Source organism: Colwellia asteriadis, from assembly GCF_039523295.1.
GTDB classification, from domain to species: domain Bacteria; phylum Pseudomonadota; class Gammaproteobacteria; order Enterobacterales; family Alteromonadaceae; genus Colwellia; species Colwellia asteriadis.
Genome location: NZ_BAAAFA010000002.1, coordinates 203,749 through 226,039, shown reverse-complemented (window position 1 = coordinate 226,039; position 22,291 = coordinate 203,749). Strand labels below are relative to the sequence as shown.

12 protein-coding genes are annotated in these 22,291 nt (G+C 38.7%); 8 read left to right on the top strand and 4 right to left on the bottom strand.

What is annotated here, in order from left to right:
* Positions 1 to 119: 119 nt before the first annotated feature.
* A complete protein-coding gene (locus ABD005_RS04130; protein ID WP_343815284.1) occupies positions 120 to 713 on the top strand; it encodes a hypothetical protein in 594 nt (197 codons plus the stop codon).
* A gap of 159 nt (positions 714 to 872) precedes the next feature.
* On the opposite strand, the gene ABD005_RS04125 is transcribed toward ABD005_RS04130, so the two are convergent.
* Positions 873 to 1,292 carry a GFA family protein gene (locus tag ABD005_RS04125; protein ID WP_215980046.1) on the bottom strand — a complete coding sequence of 140 codons (420 nt, stop codon included), beginning with the start codon at positions 1,290 to 1,292 and terminating at the stop codon, positions 873 to 875.
* A gap of 194 nt (positions 1,293 to 1,486) precedes the next feature.
* On the opposite strand from ABD005_RS04125, the gene ABD005_RS04120 reads away from it, so the two are divergent.
* The 5 genes from ABD005_RS04120 to ABD005_RS04100 all read left to right on the top strand — a co-directional run bounded on the left by ABD005_RS04120 (position 1,487) and on the right by ABD005_RS04100 (position 10,963).
* Entirely contained in the window at positions 1,487 to 2,551 is a 1,065-nt protein-coding gene (locus tag ABD005_RS04120; RefSeq protein ID WP_215980047.1) for an efflux RND transporter periplasmic adaptor subunit, read from the top strand.
* The gene (locus ABD005_RS04115; protein ID WP_343815281.1) at positions 2,551 to 5,685 is read left to right on the top strand and encodes an efflux RND transporter permease subunit; all 3,135 of its coding nucleotides are present in this window, start codon (positions 2,551 to 2,553) and stop codon (positions 5,683 to 5,685) included. Before ABD005_RS04120 ends, ABD005_RS04115 begins: the two co-directional genes overlap by 1 nt.
* Before the next feature lie 370 nt (positions 5,686 to 6,055).
* The gene (locus ABD005_RS04110) at positions 6,056 to 6,241 is read left to right on the top strand and encodes a hypothetical protein (RefSeq protein ID WP_215980049.1); all 186 of its coding nucleotides are present in this window, start codon (positions 6,056 to 6,058) and stop codon (positions 6,239 to 6,241) included.
* A 9-nt stretch (positions 6,242 to 6,250) separates the two neighbouring features.
* Complete coding sequence (locus tag ABD005_RS04105) at positions 6,251 to 9,208, top strand: ATP-binding protein (RefSeq protein WP_215980050.1); 2,958 nt, start codon at positions 6,251 to 6,253, stop codon at positions 9,206 to 9,208.
* Between the two features lie 123 nt (positions 9,209 to 9,331).
* A complete protein-coding gene (locus ABD005_RS04100; protein WP_343815272.1) occupies positions 9,332 to 10,963 on the top strand; it encodes a mechanosensitive ion channel family protein in 1,632 nt (543 codons plus the stop codon).
* A 190-nt stretch (positions 10,964 to 11,153) separates the two neighbouring features.
* On the opposite strand, the gene ABD005_RS04095 is transcribed toward ABD005_RS04100, so the two are convergent.
* From ABD005_RS04095 to ABD005_RS04085, 3 genes are all read right to left on the bottom strand, one after another.
* Entirely contained in the window at positions 11,154 to 12,443 is a 1,290-nt protein-coding gene (locus ABD005_RS04095; RefSeq protein WP_343815269.1) for a dipeptidase, read from the bottom strand.
* Between the two features lie 123 nt (positions 12,444 to 12,566).
* Entirely contained in the window at positions 12,567 to 15,278 is a 2,712-nt protein-coding gene (locus tag ABD005_RS04090) for an ATP-binding protein (protein WP_343815267.1), read from the bottom strand.
* Positions 15,279 to 15,317: 39 nt separating this feature from the next.
* Positions 15,318 to 16,580 carry an ABC transporter substrate-binding protein gene (locus tag ABD005_RS04085; RefSeq protein ID WP_343815264.1) on the bottom strand — a complete coding sequence of 421 codons (1,263 nt, stop codon included), beginning with the start codon at positions 16,578 to 16,580 and terminating at the stop codon, positions 15,318 to 15,320.
* Between the two features lie 243 nt (positions 16,581 to 16,823).
* On the opposite strand from ABD005_RS04085, the gene ABD005_RS04080 reads away from it, so the two are divergent.
* A complete protein-coding gene (locus ABD005_RS04080) occupies positions 16,824 to 18,470 on the top strand; it encodes a SulP family inorganic anion transporter (RefSeq protein ID WP_343815636.1) in 1,647 nt (548 codons plus the stop codon).
* A 627-nt stretch (positions 18,471 to 19,097) separates the two neighbouring features.
* Positions 19,098 to 22,262 carry a glycosyl hydrolase family 18 protein gene (locus tag ABD005_RS04075; protein ID WP_343815262.1) on the top strand — a complete coding sequence of 1,055 codons (3,165 nt, stop codon included), beginning with the start codon at positions 19,098 to 19,100 and terminating at the stop codon, positions 22,260 to 22,262.
* The last annotated feature ends 29 nt before the right edge of the window (positions 22,263 to 22,291 follow it).

The following is a 22,291-nucleotide window of genomic DNA, read 5'->3' as shown; positions in this document are numbered from 1 at the left end:
TAAGCTAGATTACAAGCTCAAAGCAGAGTATTGTTTAGTGCTCTGTTTTTTATTTACTTACTGTTATACATTTACTGTTATATTTTACTCTTATATAAGAATTACTAAGGAAAATTACAATGTCCGTTTCTGTTAAAGCCTTATTTATCAATGTGATCATTATATTGATAACCACCTCAACAATACTGTCAACCTCAGTATCTGCCAAAGAAAATTATTCCCCGTTAGAAGCAAGTCAATGGAGTTATGCAACTGACCCATACGGCAGTGAAGCGAACATTAATGAAAGCTTAGTTACTGATCAAGGTGTTTGGGTCAATTTCAAACGTATCCCACGTGTTGATGCCAAACGCAACTCATGGATAGAAGTCATTTATTCACCCGAAGCAGCAATGTTAGCCACTACTAAGCGTATCAAGCTCACTTATAAGTGTGATATTCCACTGCTAATTAAATTATCACAAAAGCATTATGGAAAAGACGGAGATAAAAGCTACGCCCATTACCAAATAAAGCTACCTGCCGCGACACAATGGCATACCGAAGAAGTGGACTTTAGCGGTTTTTCACGCCCAGATTGGACACCAGAAAGCTCCGTAGATCACGGCATTGTGTTAGAACAAATTAATGCGCTTTATTTAACGCCAAGCTTAACTGATGAAAAAGGTGGCGAAGCAACCTTACAAGTACGTGCACTTGAGTTAGTGCAATAGCCATTTCAGCTCTAACGCCATCAACATTTAAGATAAAATTACTCTATAAGTAGTGCTTAGCTGATACATCAAGCCAAGCGCTACATAGGTTTTTATAATGATAAACAGAATAACTAGCCTGAGTTCGGGTTAGTTAGCTATTTAGCTAGGCTAGACCGTTTAAAAAGGCTGTTTTTCAAAGGTACTTACGCCTGCCGGTATATCAAACCATGCTTGTTTTTCACTCGTCCAAATATGCATCGTCGGTTTAATAATACTGGTATCTTCTAATGTACTCGGCTTGAGCTTAATTTTTTCAGGCTCGGCTGGATTAATATGATAAATGCGATTTCCGCAGGTAGGACAAAACTTTCCTGCGTTTTCATTACCATTATCAGCCAAGCGACTCCAATGTTTCATTTCACCATAAAACTTTATATCTTGTGCTTTCACAATCGCGGTAATACTAAAAGCACTGGTCGAAAGCTTTTGACACGCTCGACAATGGCATGCGGCAATAGCTAAAGGTGGAGCTAACAACTCATAAGTAACACCGCCGCACTGGCAAGCTCCTTTAAGGGGGTAGTTTATAGTAGCCATGTTATTCCTTATTAATTAACCTTAGTTTAGCCATAACGCGATATTAGTCACGAGTGAAACACTTAGTTATAGGTACAGTATAGATACAGGTCAAGGGCACTTTACAGCTAAAAACAGCTTGTTGGTCGAAAAAAGATGATCTTAGCCAAAAAATATCACACAATAGATGATAATTATTATCATTTGAGTGTGTTATGTTTTTAAAATTACTGTCTTTGATGCTCTTGAGCTTTTTAACACTAACTTTGACCTTACCAAGTTATGCCATTACGGTCGACGTTATTTACCCGAAACAACAAACCGTTAATAAAAAGCTCTTATTAACCGGTACTGTAGTTGCTCAACAAGATGCTAACTTAGCCAGTCGTGAAGCGGGTTTAATCGCGACTATTTTAGTCGAAGCTGGCGATCATGTAAGCCAAGGGCAAGTACTACTCACCCTTGATAATACCCTAGCAAAAATACAACTTGAACAAGCACAAGCTGTGCAATTGTCAGCAAAAGTTCAGTATCAAGAAGCGCAACGTCTACATGAAGAAGTGATAGAGTTAGCAAAAAAGCAAGTGGTTACCAACACCTTATTAGCTGAGCGTAAAGCAAACCGCGCCAATAGTCAGGCTTTACTTGCCAAAGCCACCGCAGAGCTAGCCCTACAGCAAGAAATAGTAAACCGCCACATACTCACTGCGCCTTTTGATGGCATTATTGCCAAGCGCACTGTTGATATTGGTGAATGGGTTGGGCAACAAACTTCCTTATTTCAATTAGTATCTGATCAGAATTTACGTCTGATTGTTGATATTCCTCAAGAGTATGTTGCGACTTTACAGCGCCAAAAAGCGCCAATGGCCGCAGTAAGCTCAGATTTGGATATACAACAAACGCACCGTTTAGCGTTATCAAAAATTGTTGCTATTTCAAGTGAATTAAGCAGAACAGTACAAGCGCGTATTGACTTACCTCAGCATAGCCATTTTATTCCTGGGACTTCTGCACGCGCTGAAATTCTTCTTCCACAGCAAACAATGCACATGGTTGTACCTAAAGCTGCTTTGAAGCGTCACCCCGATGGTAGTTATAGTGTTTTTTCTGCAACAGAGAACAAAATAAAGCGTTATAGCATTAAAGTACTAGAACATTTAAACCAGCAAGTATCTGTACTTGGTATTCCTAAAGGCTCAGCCATTATTGTTTCAGGCAATGAATTATTAACCGAAGGCACTCCCGTTGAGAATATTACGGTTAAGGAAAGTAACTAATGTTTAAGGCGACAATTAAACAAGGTACTTTAGTGACGGTTATTGTGGCAATCACGTGTATTTTAGGAGTAGTTGCGGCTTTAAAAATTCCCGTACAAATGATTCCAGACTTGGAAGTGCGCACTATTACCGTACAAACTGGCTGGTCTGGTGCAACACCACAAGATGTTGAAAAAGAAATACTGATTGAACAAGAGCGCTACTTACGCAGTTTACCTAATCTACAGCGCATGATTTCTTATGCTGAAATGGGCGAAGCCACTATCGAGCTTGAGTTCCCTTTTGGTGTCAATATTAGTGACGCACTGCTTAATGTAAACAATGCCTTAAGCCAAGTACCAACCTACCCTGAAAATGTTGACCAACCTAGGTTATTATCCAGTTCTTTTTCAAGCAATGCATTTATGTATTTTGTTTTAAAGCCGCAAGTTGGTAATCCATTGCAATTGGATATGGATTTAATCAAAGACTACGCCGAAGATTATATACGCCCCAGAATGGAAAGCGTTGCCGGTGTGTCAGAGGTTAGAGTCGGTGGTGGCTCAGCTAAACAAATACAAATTAAAGTAGATCCGGCCAAACTCGCTCAACGTGGCATTAGTTTAAGCCAAGTACGTTCGGCGATCAGAAACCGTAATGCCGATGCCTCTGCTGGAGATATTGAAAGCGGTAAAGAGCGCTACTTAATGCGGATGGTTGGTCGGTTTACGCACCTAAGTGAGTTAGAAGATCTTATTTTACTGCGCCAAGGCAATGCCAATATTTTACTCAAAGATGTTGCCGAAGTCAGTTTAGATCACTTTGAAACCCGTGGGCTCTCATATAACAACGGCGAGCGCACTATTAGTTTATCTGTACGACGTGAAAGTGGTTCAAATGTACTTGCCATAAAAGAGCAGATGTTGACGGTTGTAGAGCAAATCAATAGTGATTTATTACAACATAATGGCTTAACGTTGGTTTTACTCAGTGACGATGTAAAATATGTTCATAGCTCGTTAGAAAATGTTTGGATTAACTTAGCACTAGGGGCATTGCTCGCTACTTTAGTCATGTATTTTTTCTTACGCTCTGGGCGAGCAACATTGGTTGGTGTATTAGGCATTCCTATTTGTACGATTGCGGCATTTTTAGGGTTAATGCTATTTAACCGCACCATTAATGTGATTTCTCTGGCTGGTGTAGCTTTTGCCATTGGTATGACCGTAGATAATAGCATTGTGGTTTTAGAAAGCATTATGCAAGCCAAGCAACGAGGCTTAAGCAAACTCAAGGCCGCTATTACTGGAGTTACTGATGTGTGGCCTGCCGTATTAGCCTCAACCGCCACCACTATTTTAGTATTTGCACCTATTTTATTTGTGCAGCAAGAAGCTGGTCAGCTTTATTCAGATATCGCTATCGCGATTTCTGCCGCCATAATTGCCTCAATGCTGGTGGCCATTTTTGTAGTGCCAGTTGCTTTAGCTAATTTTGGTCATAACGAAGATTTTCAACAAAAAAAGCAACTGCATCTTTCATCTAAATGGCTATCACTGGTTGGCTTTTTTATTCGCAGCAGAAAAACCGCAATAACCAGCGTAATAGCTTTCTCATTCGCTATTTTAACTGCCGCATATTTATTAATGCCTGCCGCTGAATATTTACCTGAAGGCGAAGAGCCAAAAGCATTCTCAATGATGATTGCACCGCCGAGTTATAATTTAAGTGAAATGCAACGTATTGGACAAGAGCTGCGTAACCACTTTGATGGTTATGTGAATGCGCCTAATGAAAATTTTGCTCAAGGCGAAACCAATATGCCACCGCTTGCCTACTACTCAATGTCGGTTTCTGTTGGTCGAATTTGGTTTTTAAGTGCCCCTGTAGACTCTGCAAATATTCAAGCAATGATGGATGCCATTACCAGTAAGTTCGAAAGCTATGAGGGCATGCGGGCATTTTCATCGCGAGGCTCTATTATTTCAAGTAATGATGGCGGTACACGGGCAGTAGCTGTTGATATTTCTGGCCCCAACCTAGTAGAACTTTATCAAGCGGCAGAAGCCGTTTACCAACAAGCTGAGCAAGTTTTTGATAATCCACAAATCAACTCAGACCCTGGTTCATTAAGTTTGAACCAACCTCTTATTGAAATTCAACCACGTTGGTCTCGCTTAGCCGAGCTCGGTTTAGATAGCCGTGAACTAGGTTATGCCATTGCGGCACTAAGCGATGGCGCTTATGTTGATGAATTTATCTTAGCTGATGATAAAGTAGATATTTTTATGTTCAGTAATGCAGGCAATGAACAAAATATTGAACAACTAGCCACCGCTCCTATTTTAACGCCCTCAGGGCAAGTTATGCCCTTAAATGCGCTGACTGATTTGCATATTACTAAAAGTAGTAATAGCTTGCGACGTGTCGATGGAAAACGAACCGTTACCGTTTATATTATTCCACCGCGTAACGTTGCTTTAGAAACAGCAGAGCAACAAGTAAGGACAGAATTACTGCCAGTTTTATGGCAACAAGGGAAAATAGCACCGGGCATTAATGTGTCAATTAGTGGCGCGGCGGATCAACTTGAGGCGACAAAAACCTCACTCTCGGCCAATTTCATTATTTCAGTTTTGCTGAGTTACTTGCTGTTAGTCGCTATTTTTACCCATTGGCGCTATCCGCTTTTTATTTTAGCGACTATTCCGTTAGGGATGGCTGGTGGTTTACTCGGTTTAATCACAGTTAACGGAATTAATTCACTCTTAACCAATATAGGTATACCGCCATTTCACCAACCTTTAGACATGATCACTATGCTGGGCTTCTTAATTTTATTAGGAACTGTCGTTAACAACCCTATTTTAATTGTTGATCAAACCCGAAAAAATATGATGAAAAAAGGTATGCTCGTCAGCCAAGCCGTAAGTCAGGCAGTTGAAAAGCGCTTAATGCCGATATTAATGTCGACCGCGACCACTATTTTTGGTTTAGCGCCATTAGTATTTATTCCAGGAGACGGAACTGAGCTTTATCGTGGTGTTGGTATTATTGTGTTATGCGGTATTTTATTTTCAACATTGTTAGCCTTAACATTTTTACCCGCGCTGCTAGTTAGTATTATGAAAGAGCAAACGGAGCAAAACAGTTAACAAACTGTACAATAAAATATGCCGCGTAAGTATTGTCAAAAAACGGGTAACTACTATTAGATTACCCGTTTATTTTATCGCTGCTACACTTCATTATTATTTCCTTTTTGACTTTGACCGCCTGAAATACGCCCTAAAAAAGGCTAAAAACTTGTATTAAAAACCTGGATTAAAAGCCCTTACAATTTAGACTTAAGTACAACAAAACTCATAATGAATTGACAACTAACATAAGCATAAACAAGACGTTAAAACAAAATAATTAAAAAAACAATAGCTTATTGGAATCATTTTTTGCTAAGGTGATAAGTACTTAACATACTGAATAAATAAAATATTATTGTATAAAAATAATCATTAAGGAGCACAGATGAATAGCGTGAGATATACATTATTAGTAATTCTTGTGCTGTTATTTAGTTGGCCGGTTATTGCTCAACTCCAACTGTCTATTTGGGCGTTATGGCTTTACCCCTTTGCTTTATGGTTACTCGTTATTCTGTGCACCGTACTTTATGACAATAATAAAAATAGCGAGCACAACAATGATCAATAGTGAGTTAACGTGATTTCTATTTTTTCAGCATTTTTGATGTTATTTCTCTATGGCGGCTGTCTTTATCTCATCGCCTGCTGGGGTGAATCATCAAGTAAAAGTGCTACCAGAATAAAAAAATCGTCTTACACTTACACGCTAAGCTTAGCGGTTTACTGCACCTCTTGGACGTATTACGGCAATATCAGCCAAGCCTCTAGCCAAGGTATACAACATATAGCACTCTATATTGGCAGCACTCTCGCTTTTATTCTGTTTATGCCGATATTAAAAAAGATGGTGCGAATTAAAAACGTTTATCATTCCACTAGTATTGCCGATTTTATTTCAACTCGTTATAACAACTCCCATGCTCTAGCAGCATTGATTAGCATACTGTGTTTAGTTGGCATTACTCCTTATATTTCCATTCAACTTAAATCTATTATTACAACTTTCACGCTACTAGTTGATAATAATTCAGCCGAAGCCCAAGTAATTCTGCCTTGGTTAGATATGATTATTGTTTTAATGATGGCCGCTTTCACTATAGCTTTTGGTGTTAAACGCTTAGACCCTACCGAAAAGCACCCCGGAATGATGGTCGCTTTGGCAGCAGAAAGTTTATTTAAGTTACTCGTTTTCATTTGTTCCGCATTACTAATTTGCTTTGTTATTTTTGGTGGCTTTAGCGACATAATTGCGCAAATAGATGCCGAAAACATCGCACAAGGTACATTAAGTTCATTTTCACAACCACCACCTATATCAGCTTGGTTTACCTCCATGATCTTAGGTGTTATTGGCATCATTGCACTGCCCCGTCAGTTTCACGTTACCGTCGTTGAATGCTCAAATGAAAAATTTTTAGATAAAGCAAAATGGCAATTTCCATTGTATTTATTGCTCGTGAATTTAATGGTGTTGCCGCTCGCAATGGCAGGACAATTAATTGGCACACAAGGCGGCAGTACTGATTTATTATTGCTTAACATTCCTATTACCGAAGGTCATTCTGTTATCGCTACCTTAGTGTTTTTAGGAGGCTTTGCCGCAAGTACCGCCATGATCATGGTAAGCACCATGACTTTATCAACCATGGGTACCAACCATTTAGTATTGCCACTTATCGAGCGCTTCTCAGTATTACATTTTTTACGCCGCCACCTGCTTTATGTAAAATGGGCGGTGGTTGTTTCATTGCTATTACTGAGCTTATTTTACTTTAGACGTATTGGAGAGTCGGAAGTTATTGTCAAAATAGGCTCTATATCATTTGTCGCGATGGCACAGCTATTACCTGCTCTTGTCGGAGGAATGTTATGGAAAAACGGTACATTAAGAGGGGCATTTTCTGCAATATTCATTGGAATGCTAGTGTGGTTTTATACCTCAATGCTGCCTTCTGTTATTCGTAGTGGCTGGATTGATACCGACATTTTACAAACCGGATTATTTCAGCTTGCATGGCTTAAACCTGAACAATTATTAGGCTCTAATATTGATACCCCTATCGGGCATAGTTTATTTTGGAGCTTGTTCATTAATACTTGTGTCTATATTTTAATGTCCTCATTAAATAATAATGCGCGCAAAGATGAATTAAAACATAACCAAGAGTTTCTTAATGTCGGCTTAGGCCAATCATATGAAGCAAAGTCACTCTCAACTTCATTAGTTAGCAACATAGCTCTTAATGAGAAACTCAATAAAATAGATGTGCTATTGGCTGAATATCTACCACTAACTGAGCGTAAAAATAAAATTAACTTATGTATTACTCGTGCAAAACTGAACAATAATACAAAAATAAATATTTTAGAATTAGCGCAATTAAAAGCCCAAGCAACAAGTGTCCTGGCCGGTATTATTGGCATGGCTTCAGCCAATAATGCCATGAAAAGCATTGAGTTACTTAATGATAATGAACAAGCGTTATTGTCAACCTGCTATTCCGAGTTATTAGCCAAAGCAAACCTTTCTCCCGATGAGCTACTCGAAAAGGTAGACTTTTACCAAGAAAAGCAATCGCTTTTAGAGAATCATGCTGAACAACAACAACATATAATTCAAGAGTTACAATGTGAAAAAGAACAAACCAGCCAAGCAAGGCAGGCATTAAAATCATTAAATGAAGAACTTGAGCTACGTGTTGACGACAGAACCAAACAGTTAACCCAAGCTAACACCGACTTAACCACGGCAATGTCGGCGCTAAAAAATACGCAAACACAATTAGTTGAAGCAGAAAAAATGGCTTCTTTAGGTGGTTTAGTGGCTGGCGTATCCCATGAAATTAATACCCCTATCGGGATAGTATTAACTGCTATATCATCTTTACAATCAGAAACTGCGCGTATTACTGAGCTTTATCATGAGAATAAAATAACCAAGAAAAACATGGATCATTATCTTCACTATGCTGATGAGGCCTGTAAAATTTCAGAGAATAATATTCGGCGTGCCGCAGATTTAGTCACCAGCTTTAAGCAAGTTGCTGTAGACCAAACCCATGAAGAACAAAGAGAATTTTTAGTTAAAGACTACATTGAAGATATTTTATTGTCGTTACGTCCAACATTACGCAAAACACAACTAAGCATTGATCTTGTCTGCGACGACACCTTAACAATAAATAGTTTTCCTGGCGCATTCTCGCAAATTATTTCTAATTTTATTTTTAATTCACACATTCATGCTTATGAGCCAAACCAAGCAGGTAAAATCTCCATCACGGTTGAGAAAAGTAACCAAACCATCGTCTTTAAATACAGCGATGATGGCAAAGGGGTTTCTGCCGAAGGAAAGCAAAATATATTTGAGCCTTTTTATACCACCAAACGTGGTATAGGCGGTACTGGGCTTGGTGCGCACATTATTTATAATATTGTTAGTCAACAGCTCAAAGGTGAAATAGTTATTGATGAAAGCATAACTCAAGGTTTAGGTTTTATTATCACCATCCCCCTTCATCCGAGTATAAATTGAGCAGCCCAAACTAACGCCTAATCAAGAGGTTATTTTCGCTCAAAAAAAGCATGACGCTTATGCTAGGTATCAACACTTTTCAGTGCTAAAATTTTGCCGCTTTTATTTTAGAGATCCTAACTCATGCGTCACACTTCAATCACTGCTCTGATGGGCTTGTTACTATGCTGTCTTATCAGCATAACTTCTGCTATTGCTTCAGCAAACACTGCGCTTGCTAACGCTCAGCTCAACAAAACCAAAGCAGAGCCTGCTAGTGTTGAAACAAAAAAAATGGTGGTTGATTATAAATACGTTGATCCATTACAGCGTGACACCCCTCGTGGTGCATTAAGAGGCTTTACCGCCGCTGCAGCCTACGATATTGATTATATTAAAGCAGCACAGTATCTTGATGTTCGCTATTTACCAGACACCATGAATGCTAAAAATGCCGCGGTTTATGCCGAGCAATTACAAGCCATTTTAGATCGTAATATTTGGATTAACTTAGAAGAAATCAGTGACGATCCAAACGGCAACACCAATGACAACTTACCAACCTATCGAGAATTATTTGGCACTATAGAAATACAAGGCGAAAAAATAAGTTTAGTGCTACAAAAAGTACCTAGTGGTAAATCAGGTAGTGTTTGGAAAGTATCCAATACCACGGTAGCTAAAATACCTCAGTTATATAGTGATTTGGGTTATGGCCCCTTACCAGAATGGTTTATTGAGCACACGCCTGAAGGGCGATTTTTTAAGCTGAATATTTGGGAGTGGGCACTACTTAGTAGTTATCTTATTGTTGCATTTATTATTGTATTACCAATAACTTGGCTAACAAAATGGTTAGTTTTACGCAGTAAATTTACCGTAAAAAATGAAATAGCAAAGTGGATATCTAGACCTTTACGCGTATTTTTAGCGCTGTCTGTCAATCAAGCATGGCTCGCCAATACAGAGCTAACAGCACGTGCAAGTGAGCTAATGGAAAATGGCGTATTATTGATCTTAAGCATTATGTGGTTAGTGTGGTCGCTTATTAGTGTTTTCCAGTCAATGTTGCGTGAGCACTTACTTAAAAAGGGTAATAAACAAGGCGCTTCGCTACTACGTCCTTTAGTTAATTTTGTTCGTGTTATTGTTTTTATTTTAGCCATACTGATTTGGCTAGAAAGCTTAGGCTTTAACGCCAGTGCCATACTCGCAGGTATGGGTATTGGTGGCATTGCTATTGCTTTAGCGTCAAAGCAATCAATAGAAAACCTCATTGGTACCATGACCTTATATTCAGCAGCGCCCATTAGAGTTGGTAATTTATGCCAGTTTGGCTCAATGCGTGGCACCGTTGAAGAAATAGGCTTACGTTGTACCCGCATTCGTACTTTAGACAGAACGGTAATTCACGTACCCAATGCTAAATTAGCCGAAATGGAAATTGAGAATATTTCTGAACGCGAGAAAATTCGCTTTAAAACCGATATTCGCTTACCTTACAGCACTAATACTACGCAGTTAAAGGCGATTATTGCTGATATTAAGGCTTTGCTTGAAAACCATGAAGATGTGCTTGAAAGCCCACTTAGAGTCACTTTTAAAGGGTTTGGCTTACATGGTTTAGAAATCAATGTTTTTGCTTATGTGGGCACTCAAAGCTTTCCTACTTATCAAGCTGTTGCCGAAGAATTACAATTAAGAATAATGGAAATTGTCGAAGAGCATGGCTCTAAAATAATTCCAGTACAACCTTATGTGCAGCCAGCAGGATAATTAACCTGAACTCAATTTAAGAGATATTTAACAATCTGAAATATCAGCAAAAATTATTTTTCTGAATCTCTAGGAGCTATTGCAAGTAAATTTAACGAAGAAGTTAGGAAAATAGCAACTAGAGAAACATTTGTTAAGCCGAGCTCGGGTTGCATTAACAGCGCTTTAATAAAGCCCTTTAAAAAAGCGATTAATGCTCAGCCGCGTAAGCTTCTACCTCTTGCCAAACACGCATTAAATTACCCGAGAGTATTTTAACAATATCGGCTTCGCTATAACCGCGCTTTAATAATCCTTCAATTAAATTAGGGTATGAAGCAACATCTTTTAAGTTGGTTGGCAAGCTGTCACCTACGCCATCATAATCAGAGCCAATACCAACATAGTCAATGCCCACTAACTTAACCACATGATCAAAGTGATCTAATACTTGCTCTAAACTGGCGTATAAATAAGGATTTTTTGCTAAGTAAGCTTTCGAGAATTCTTTAACCTGTTCACTTTTTTCATCTAAGCCATGCTCTAAGGCAAAGGCTTTTACTGCCGCTTTATGGATATTACGTTTGTCGATTGACGCTTGTGAAATAAAGCTTGAACCGAAGTTTATTTGAATAACGCCACCATTTTCAGCCAGTAGCTTGATCATGTCGTCACTCATATTACGCTCAAAACCTGGCGTAAAGTGACGCGCTGAAGAGTGTGAAGCAATCACTGGCGCTTTACTGACTTCCATCACTTGATAAAAAGCTTCATCAGAAATATGAGAAACATCAACCATCACGCCAATGTTATTCATTGCTTGTACTAACTCTTTACCAAAATCAGTTAACCCTTTGGCTGGTCGCTCAATATCATAAGAAGAGTCTGAGATATGATTTGCTTTCGAATGCGTTAAAGTGATGTAACGAATACCGCGATCGTAAAAGTGTTTAAGGTTAGCTAAATCGCCTTCAATTGCGCTACCATTTTCCATTCCCATAGGTAATGAAATCAGTCCATTAGCGAAGTTTTTACTTAAATCGTCGCTAGAGTATGCTAACGCAAATTTATTAGGCGCGGCTTTGACTATATCTTCAACCATGGTAATTAAGTTGTCGGCAAGTGCTTTACTACCGCCTGTTTTTTCAAGTGTCGCTGGAATGTAAATCGACATAAATGCAGCATTTAAACCACCAGCAACAGCTCTTGGGTAGTCAAAGTCACCATGAGGTGTGTGCTCAGAAACGTCTTCAAACTGACTTTCTAAACGATAAGGCACATCAATGTGCGTGTCGGCAATAATGTACTTCTTAGCAATTTCATTCGCTTGTTGTGCTAATGAGAGTTTAGGAGCGGCGGCAGCACTTTGCTCTGCTTGACTGCTTGACGATGCGTTATCTTGACAGCCTGAAATTGCTAACCCTAGGGCAATTAACACTGCTACAGCTAAGGGCTTAGCGTATATTTTACCTGGTAGATTTTTTTTAACTGATAGGCTCATAGTAATAGGCTTCTTATTATGTGAATTGAAGATATAAAACCTTACTGTGCCAAGCCATTAGTATAATGTCAAAGTTCATCGGTGAAATGAATAAGTATCATTATCGCATACACAAGACTTGGGTTAAGTAGAGCTAAGGTACTTACTTAAAATGCGCTCCATATCATTGCGGTGTAACGGTTTAGTAATATACTCATTCATACCTGAATCCATGCCTTTATTGATATCGTCACGCATAGCGTTAGCAGAGAGCCCACAAACAATTAAATCGTCAAAGCCAAGCTTTCGAATACTTTTAGTCGCTTCATAACCATCTAAAACAGGCATTTGAATGTCCATAAAGATCAAATCATACGCTTGATTGCGCTTTATTTTTTCAACTGCTTGTTCGCCATCACCAGCAATATCGTATGTTAAACCAAAGCTTTTTAATACTTTACCAGCAACCAATTGGTTAATAGTATTATCCTCAACTAATAGCACATGCCCTTGAAAGGTTAAGACTTTTTCACTGTCACGAATAGCTTTTGCCGATGTCACTATAGGAGGCGATTGCATATCATGCTCTTCACGAAATAGGTCATTTAAAAAAGAATGAATACGACTGGGTAATAAAGGCTGATGAATAAAGTGCTTTCCTCCTAACTTAAGTAAAGATTCTTTTATCTCATCGGCATGAGTTTCAAGACAAAAACCGAGTAAAATATTGCTCGTGCATAGCTGATTAATAATACTACGTTGCTGTGAAGTAAGTAATTTACCCACAAAAATAATAAGTACTTGTTTCTCTTTTTCTTCTTGTTCTTTTTGGATAGCAAAAGGACCGTCATCAGATATTAAGTCGACTTGGTTCACTATTATCGAACGAGTGAAATAAGGCGTGAATGACCGGTTATATATTGCCAACTCTTGCTCAAGGTTACATAGGTGAACACAAGGCTGCAACGAAAGCGTAGGGGGTGATATATCTGCCTTTATTAGCGCAAATGGGATAGTAACAATAAATGTACTACCAACATTAAGTGTTGATTTTAATTTGATGCTCCCTCCCATTAATTTCGCTAACTGCTCAGAAATGCTTAAGCCTAAACCTGTTCCTCCATAATGGCGACTCGTGGAGCCATCGGCTTGAATAAAGTCCTTAAAAATATTTTGTTGTTGTTCATCACTAATACCAATACCGCTATCAATAACCTGTAAACAAAGTGTAGCTCCCGTTTTATCTGGGTGGACTTCATGACTGACTTTTAAAGTTATATGCCCTTTTTCGGTAAATTTAACCGCATTGTTGACCAAATTAAGTAATATTTGACTTAAACGTACGGGATCTCCTTCAAGAGTTTCGGGTAAATTTTCAGGCAATAAGCAATGAATGTTGATATTTTTTTCTGCCGCTCTTACGACTACAGACTCAATAATATTTTCAATGATGGTACCCGGATTGAAAGCAATATTTTCAATCACTAACTTACCTGCTTCAATTTTAGAGAAATCGAGAATATCATTGATAACACTCATGAGAATGCTGGTGGAGTAACGAATTTTATTCAGGTAGTCCATTTCTTCATTAGGTAAGTCTTTCAACATAAGTAGGTCAACTAAGCCGACAATACCATTAATTGGCGTCCTAATTTCATGGCTCATATTAGCTAAAAAAATACTTTTAGCTTTAGTGGCTTTTTCTGCTTTTTCCGTTTCTATAATTAATTGTTCATTCAGCTGTCTTGCTTCTAATAACAGCGTATTAGTTTGTAGGTTTTTATTTTTAAAGATATTAGCTGAGCGAATTAACTTGCCTATTTCATCAACACGAGAAGAGTTCAATTCTTCTTTCAATTCTTTGTTTTCTGCCAGTATATCGAATACTTTGGTTACTCGCTGTATTGGAAAAATTAAACGGTATACTACAAAAACCATCACCATTAGCATCATAATCAAACTCAGAATAAACATTGCATTACTACGATGTCCTGATTGCTCAACCGTATGATTTAAGGTGCTATTATTGTCCTTTAAATACGTCAAAAATGCTTGGCTTAAACTCTTGGCTAAATAAAGAAACTCATTAGCAGAGCCAGACATAACAACATTTACTAAAAACTGATAATTACGCGTTATTTGCGTTAATTGAAAAAAATTACTGTTAATATGATTAACACTTGCCGTGATACTTTTCGTGCTACTAGGATCATTTATCTTGCTTAACAATTCATCTAGTTGTGATTTGATTTTATTAAACTTTTCTATAGGTTCAAAAGTTGAATACAATGCATATTCATAGACACTAACTTGCAGCTGATTTATTAAAGAAAGTAACTCTCTGTAATATGCTTTTTTAGTATCAGCATTCCTTGAAGCATTAATCTGCTCAGTTAACTGAGCTTTTACTGCTTCAATTTCAGTGACAATATTTTCATCAAATAATGACTTTCTTTTTATGAGGGTTTCTACAACCACATCAAAATTCTCGCGATAGCTGGTTAAATGGCCTCGCATGCTATTAATAACGGTTTGTTGCTTCTTATCAAGTGTGCTTATATCAATAAACATTGAAATATCAGCCAACTTCTCATTAATTGACTGCATCGTTTGCTCAAATCGCTTGAGTACAGATTGACTATTATTTTGCTGATAGATCAGAACACTACGTTGCAAATCTAAAACATCTTTTTCAAAGGCTTTTACTAGCATAACTTTATTAGCAACACGCTGAGTTGTTGCTAAGCCAGACGTTAATAGCTTTTGACTTTCAACCGCTACAAACTGCTGGCCTAAAGCAAGTAGCAAGATAACAAGTAAAGCGGCAGTTAACTGTAGTTTTAAACTGCTAAACATATAAGACTCTGCTTAAAAATTTGTTGCGGAAGGTGGCGACTAAGCATTAATAAATTCATACCATTTTTGTAAACTATAATCATAAGTTGGCATAACCGAGTTCCAAACTGCAACGTTACTAAAGCGCTTTTGATAACTCCCTCCACTTCTTATATCTCCAGCTTTGACAGATATTTTATTATCTGTTCCTTTTAAGTTTTGACCGGCAGGCTTGCCGTCATACCAGTAATCCCATTCATCTTGAGATAGGTATTTAGCTGCTCGCTGAGGGTTTGATATGTAATACCCTTGTTTAGCAATATAAGCACCGGGCCAACCTGAAAGCCACCAATTCATATAATCATATGCCGCATCTTTTGCTCGACCTTTAGTGCGACTAGACAAACACATAACACCATGCCAGCCTCGATAGCCTTCTTTAGGAGCGGCATAGTTAACAGGAATATTTATGCCATTTAACGCTGAAACCGCTGGAGAAAACATACTTTCAATAACAACGCGATCTGATTTCATAAACTCGACAGACTCGGGCACTGAAGTCCAAAAACCACTAAAGTGACCAGCCTGCTTAAATTCAATTAGAATATTAAACAATTGATCTAACTCTGCTTTAGTCATCGCGCCAATATTGTTAAAAGCCATCAGGTTATTCGCCTGAGCGGCCAATGCCAAATCAAACAAGCCAATGGTAGGCGCATTAATAATACCGACCTTGCCACTATATTTTTCATTCAACAGCCAGCCCCAGCTTTCGGTTTCATAAGGTATACCAGCCTGAATAACATTGGTGTTATAACCAAAAGAGTCAACATTATGAACATAAGGAAGAAAACTAATATCATTAGTGTGCTCAGCGCCTAACATGTTATTTTTTTGCACATGCAATAACTTATGGGGAGCATCACCTGCACCATATTTTGCAGATGGGGTTATTCGGCCAGTCTTGGTTAAGTTATTAATTTCACCCCAATGGGTTATTCTTGATTTATCAATGGATTGAATAGCACCCGAGCGCCATAAAACATTAATACTATTAGACCATTGCTCGTATAAATCGAACGATTGAGGAAACATTGCTGCTTTTTGTAATACTGCAGCACTACCTTTAGGCTCAAAGATAAGTTTAATGCCTAAATCTTCCATTGCTCTTTGCCTTAGCTCTTCTTGCAAAGTGACATGGGTTCCTAGTATTCGTAACGTGACCTTTTCTTTGGCAATAATATAAGGTGCTTTAATAATACAGGCGCCTGTTAACGTCCCTGCTGCAATATTTTTTAACGCTTTTCTGCGAGAAATATCCATAATTATCATCACTGTGAGAATGTTATTCTCAGTATAGGGGCTTTTAAATTTTTTGCGGTTATATTACAAAGTTTAATATAACTGAATTAAATATACTCGCATTATGAATACTTAATTAATGTATTCCTACAACATCCTTTGCTGCATCTATAACAATTTGCTAAAATCACGCGATTTATTTGTTTTTCTTTTTTGCTTTCATAAATAAGGGTTTCTGCTGTGTTTGATAATCGTTTTAAAGATATGAGTATCAAAGGTGATTTATTTGGTGGTGTTACCACAGCGATAATTTCCCTCCCCTTAGCATTAGCCTTTGGTGTTGCTTCTGGTGCTGGTGCTGAAGCCGGTCTTTGGGGCGCCATTTTGGTTGGCTTATTTGCCGCCTTATTTGGTGGCTCTACTAGTTTAATTTCTGAACCGACCGGCCCAATGACTGTAATTATGACTGCAGTACTTACCAGTATGATGGCTAAATATCCAGAAACTGGCATGGCCATGGGTTTTACTGTGGTTATTATGGCCGGTGCCTTTCAAGTATTGTTGGGGACACTTAAACTCGGTAAATACATAACCTTAATGCCCTACAGCGTTATTTCAGGTTTTATGTCTGGCATTGGGGTTATCCTCATTATTTTACAGCTATCACCTTTACTAGGACATTCAGCTCCCGCTGGCGGTGTAATGGGCACGTTATCGGCGCTGCCTAATACTTTAGTTAACTTAAAATTTAGCGAACTCTTTCTTGGTTTATTAACCCTAGCAATACTCTTCTTTTTCCCGAGTAAATACCGAAAATATGTCCCTGCACAATTAGTAGCATTAGTTGCAATAACGTTATTGTCTGTAATTATTTTCGACACTGATAGTATCCGCCGAATTGGTGAAATACCTGCTGGGTTGCCTTCTTTAGTGTTACCGCACATTAATACCGAAATGTTTATGACAATGGTGATTGATGCTTTGGTATTAGGTACGCTAGGCTGTATTGATACCCTATTAACCGCCGTTATTGGTGACTCTTTGACCCGTAAAGTACATGACTCAGACAAAGAGCTGCGTGGTCAAGGTATTGCCAATATGATCTCAGGTTTATTTGGCGCGCTACCAGGTGCTGGTGCAACTATGGGTACCGTAACTAATATTCAGGTTGGAGCACGTTCACCACTGTCAGGCATCATCCGCGCGTTAATGCTAGCACTTGTCGTATTAATTGCGGGTAGCTTAACTGAACCGATTCCTATGGCAGTTTTAGCTGGTATTGCCGTTTATGTTGGCTTTAACATTCTCGATTGGAGCTTTATTCAACGTGCTCATAAAGTGAGTATGCCCGGTATGGCGGTCATGTATGGCGTAATGTTATTAACGGTATTCGTCGACTTAATTGTTGCCGTAGGCTTAGGCGTATTTATATCAAATATTATTATTATTGAACAACTTAGCCGTGTTCAAGCACGACAAGTTAAAGCGATAAGTGATGCCGATGATAATATTGTTCCATTAACTGATAGCGAACGAGGCTTACTTGACCAAGCTAACGGTAAGGTGCTGTTTTTCTACTTGTCAGGTCCGATGATATTTAGTGTTTCAAAGGCAATATCACAGCAGCACGCAAGTATTGATGATTACGATGTTATGATTCTCGATTTGACTGATGTTCCTATGATTGATGTTACTGTTGGCTTAGCTCTTGAAAATGCCATTAAGGATGCATTAGATGTTAATTGTGAAGTGTTACTTTTGTGCCCTAATACAAAAACCCGTCAGCAATTAGAAAAATTTAGAGTGTTAGATCTAGTCCCTGACGGCAACACCTACGCATTTCGCTACGAAGCACTACAAGCCTCGTTAAAGCATGTTGAAAAGAATAATCAACCAGTACTTGAGTGTTAGGGACTGTTGATCTTTCGAGATTGTTTTGCAGCTTTTTGTTGGGTATTTATACAAGGCAGAGCCTTTGAAAGGTAATGTTTTGAATTAGTTATAAATAAGTGAAACCAATGACCAGTTTCACTTATAACCTAACTTACAATAAATTTATAAATTAAATGCTAGCTAATCTGGGCTCAGCTTAATTAGAGATAAATCATTGATGCTCACAATAAGTCACACCATAAAAAAGGTTATTATCGCTTTATTTCTCTAGAGACCCTCTTTCTAAAGTAAAAGCTCTACAGGATATGTAACATTTACATATAACAATTAAGAATATCATATAACCAACTATATATTTGTTTGTTTTTTATCCTACTAGCCTCTGTAAATCAGCCCTGCAATTAATTAACATATTTTTTACATCAAGGTAAAACCGTAAGAATGTAACAAAATATGAACAAATTGGTGGGTTATTTACAATCACAGAAATAACCTGTTAAGACATTGATTTATAATGCTTAAAATAATAAATCAAACCAATTTACTTATCCAGTGTCTACTTTTAGAGACAATTGACGCTATTTTTTTTTATGTTACTTTTAAATTGACTTTGAAATTTGTTAACTAATTGTTGACGGGGATAACATGAAAAAAATAAAACCAACAAACCGTGTATTTAAATTGTGTGCAATATCGACCGCTTTACTCAGTAGCTCGGTTTACGCAACAACTTACGATTGTACTAACCTAGCTGAGTGGCAAACTGACCAAGTTTCAGTGAAAGGGACCATTGTACAAACGAACAATCAAGCTTTTAAAGCTAACTGGTGGAATAAAACCAACCCAGTATCACATTCTGGCCCATGGCAAGAGTGGGAAAACTTAGGCACCTGTGCTGGCGACGTGACAGCTAACCTCCCTCCTGAAGTGTCTTTTACATCGCCTATCGCAGGTAGTTCTTTCCTTGAAAATGACAGCGTTGTCTTTAGTGTGAATGCTTCTGATACAGATGGCACTATCGCCCAAGTTGAGTTCTATTTAAATAACGCCAAAGTAAGTACGTTAACGAACGCACCATATAGTTTTTCATGGGCAGGTATTGTTGGCGAGCATGTGTTAACTGCCGTTGCTACTGACGATAAAGGTGCTAAAGCAACCACTAGTGCTATTAATTTTAGTGTTACCGCTAACGATACAACCCCAGTCAATGAAGCACCAGTTGCTACACTGATGGCAAGCTTACCTAGCCAAGTTTTAGTGGGCACCGTAATTAATTTCGAATTCTCTGGTAGCGATAGTGATGGCCAAGTAACACAATTATCGCTACTTGAAAATGGCTCTGTGATTAGTACGGTAAACGCTAATACTGGTAGCTTTGCATGGACAGCTACGGCACTGGGTAGTCAAAGCTTTACCGTAGAAGCAACTGACGATAAAGGCGCGAAATCACTAAGTAATGCCATTAACTTTGCCGTAGTTACCGAAGGACAAACCGGTACCGATGCTGATGCTTGTCGTCCTGAAGGCTTATACCAAACACCGGGTGTTAACACGCCATACTGTACTATTTACGATCAAGACGGTCGTGAACTTATGGGTGCAGACCACCCTCGACGCGTTATTGGTTACTTTACCAGCTGGCGTAATGGCGCTAATGAACAACCGAGTTATTTAGTAAACGACATTCCGTGGGATAAAATTACCCATATTAATTACGCCTTTGCCCACGTTGATGCTAATCATAAAGTTTCTATTGGCGATCCAAATTCACCAAACAACCCAGCAACTAACATGGAATGGCCTGGTGTTGTCGGTGCTGAAATGGACCCTAGCCTGCCATACAAAGGTCACTTCAACCTCTTAAACAAATACAAAAAACAATACCCTGATGTGAAAACATTAGTGTCAGTTGGTGGTTGGGCAGAAACAGGTGGTCACTTTGGCGAAAATGGTCGCGTTGCTGATGGCGGTTTTTATACTTTAACCACGAATGCTGACGGTACAGTCAACGAAGCAGGCATTGCAGCATTTAGTGCAAGCGCTGTTGAGTTTATTGAGAAATATGGCTTTGATGGTATCGATATTGATTATGAATACCCATCATCAATGAATGACTCTGGTCACCCTGACGACTTCACTTTTTCAAATGCTCGTCGCGCTTATTTAAATAATTCCTACCAAGTCTTAATGAAGTCTTTACGTGAAAGCTTAGACAAAGCGGGTGAAGCCGCAGGTAAACATTATTTATTAACTATAGCTTCACCATCATCGGGGTATTTATTACGTGGTATGGAAACATTCCAAGCGACGCAATATCTTGATTACGTAAACATTATGTCTTACGACTTACACGGCGCATGGAACTCACATGTTGGTCACAATGCCTCACTTTATGATACTGGCTTAGATTCAGAGCTTGCTGCATGGGATGTGTATACAACTAAAGAGTTTGAAGGTATTGGTTACTTAAATACCGACTGGGCTGTTAAGTACTTCCGCGGTGGTTTATCGGCAGGTCGTATTAACATTGGTATTCCGTATTACACTCGTGGTTTTAAAGATGTAACTGGCGGCACCAATGGTTTATGGGGACAAGCAGCGTTTCCTGATCAAGCTAATTGCCCGAAAGGTACAGGAGTTGGTGATAAAAACAGTTGTGGTAATGGCGCAATAGGTATCGATAACTTATGGCACGACATCGAAAATGATCGAGAAGTTCCTGCCGGCTCTAACCCACTATGGCACGTTAAAAACTTAGAAAATGGCATAGTAGGTAGCTACTCAGCAACTTATGGTCTTGACCCTGCTAATGATGAAAACGACAAGTTAGTAGGTACCTACACTCGCCATTATGACAGCGTAGCTGTTGCTCCTTGGTTATGGAATGACACGAAAAAAGTCTTTATTTCAACCGAAGATGAAGAGTCAATGGCCACTAAAGTAGATTACGTTATCAATAACGGTTTAGGTGGTGTGATGTTCTGGGAGCTTGCTGGTGATTTTGATTTTGACGCAGCGAAAGGTGAATACTTCATGGGCTCAACCATGACCACCATTGCTTATGACAAATTTAATCAAAGTGGTACTCCTTACGGTATTGATAAAGGTAATAGCGCTTTTGTTAAACCTGCTGAAATGGTTGATGTAAGCTTTGTTGCTAAAGACTTCCCTGTTGGCGATGAAAACTACCCGATCAGCCCAACGTTTGCTTTTACCAACAATTCAGCGATTGACTTTTCAGGTGCTAAAATATCGTTTGATGTACCGGTATCAACGTCTGCAATCTTTAAATCTAATTGGAATGCAACGAAAAAGTTGAAAATGGAAATTGAACAAAATGGTTCAAATGCCGCAGGTAATAACATTGGAGGTTATGAGAACGAATTCCATCGTTTTTCAATTACCTTAACCAATGAATGGGGTGGCACTGCTGAATCATTCACCACAGGTCAAACCGTTAATGCGCAAGTAATGTACTACATGCCGATTAGTGGACCAACTAACTTCACGATAGAAAAAGACGGTAAAGTATTTGCCTTCAAAGCTGAATACCCAAAACTACCAGAAGCAACTTCAGGCGGTAATGGCGGCGGAGATACCGGTGGCGGTAACGGCACAACAACGTGTGACGGTATTAATGTAGCCGGCTTATCAGTTTACCCCGAGTTCCCACAAAAAGATTGGGCGGGTAACTCAAGTCATGCTAATGCAGGTGACATGGTTGTTCATAATAATACGGTTTATAAAGCCAAATGGTGGACAAGCTCGACACCTGGCGGCGCAGACTGGGACAGTGTTTGTAGTCTATAGCACCTAAAATGTGGGCGCTTTAATAAAAG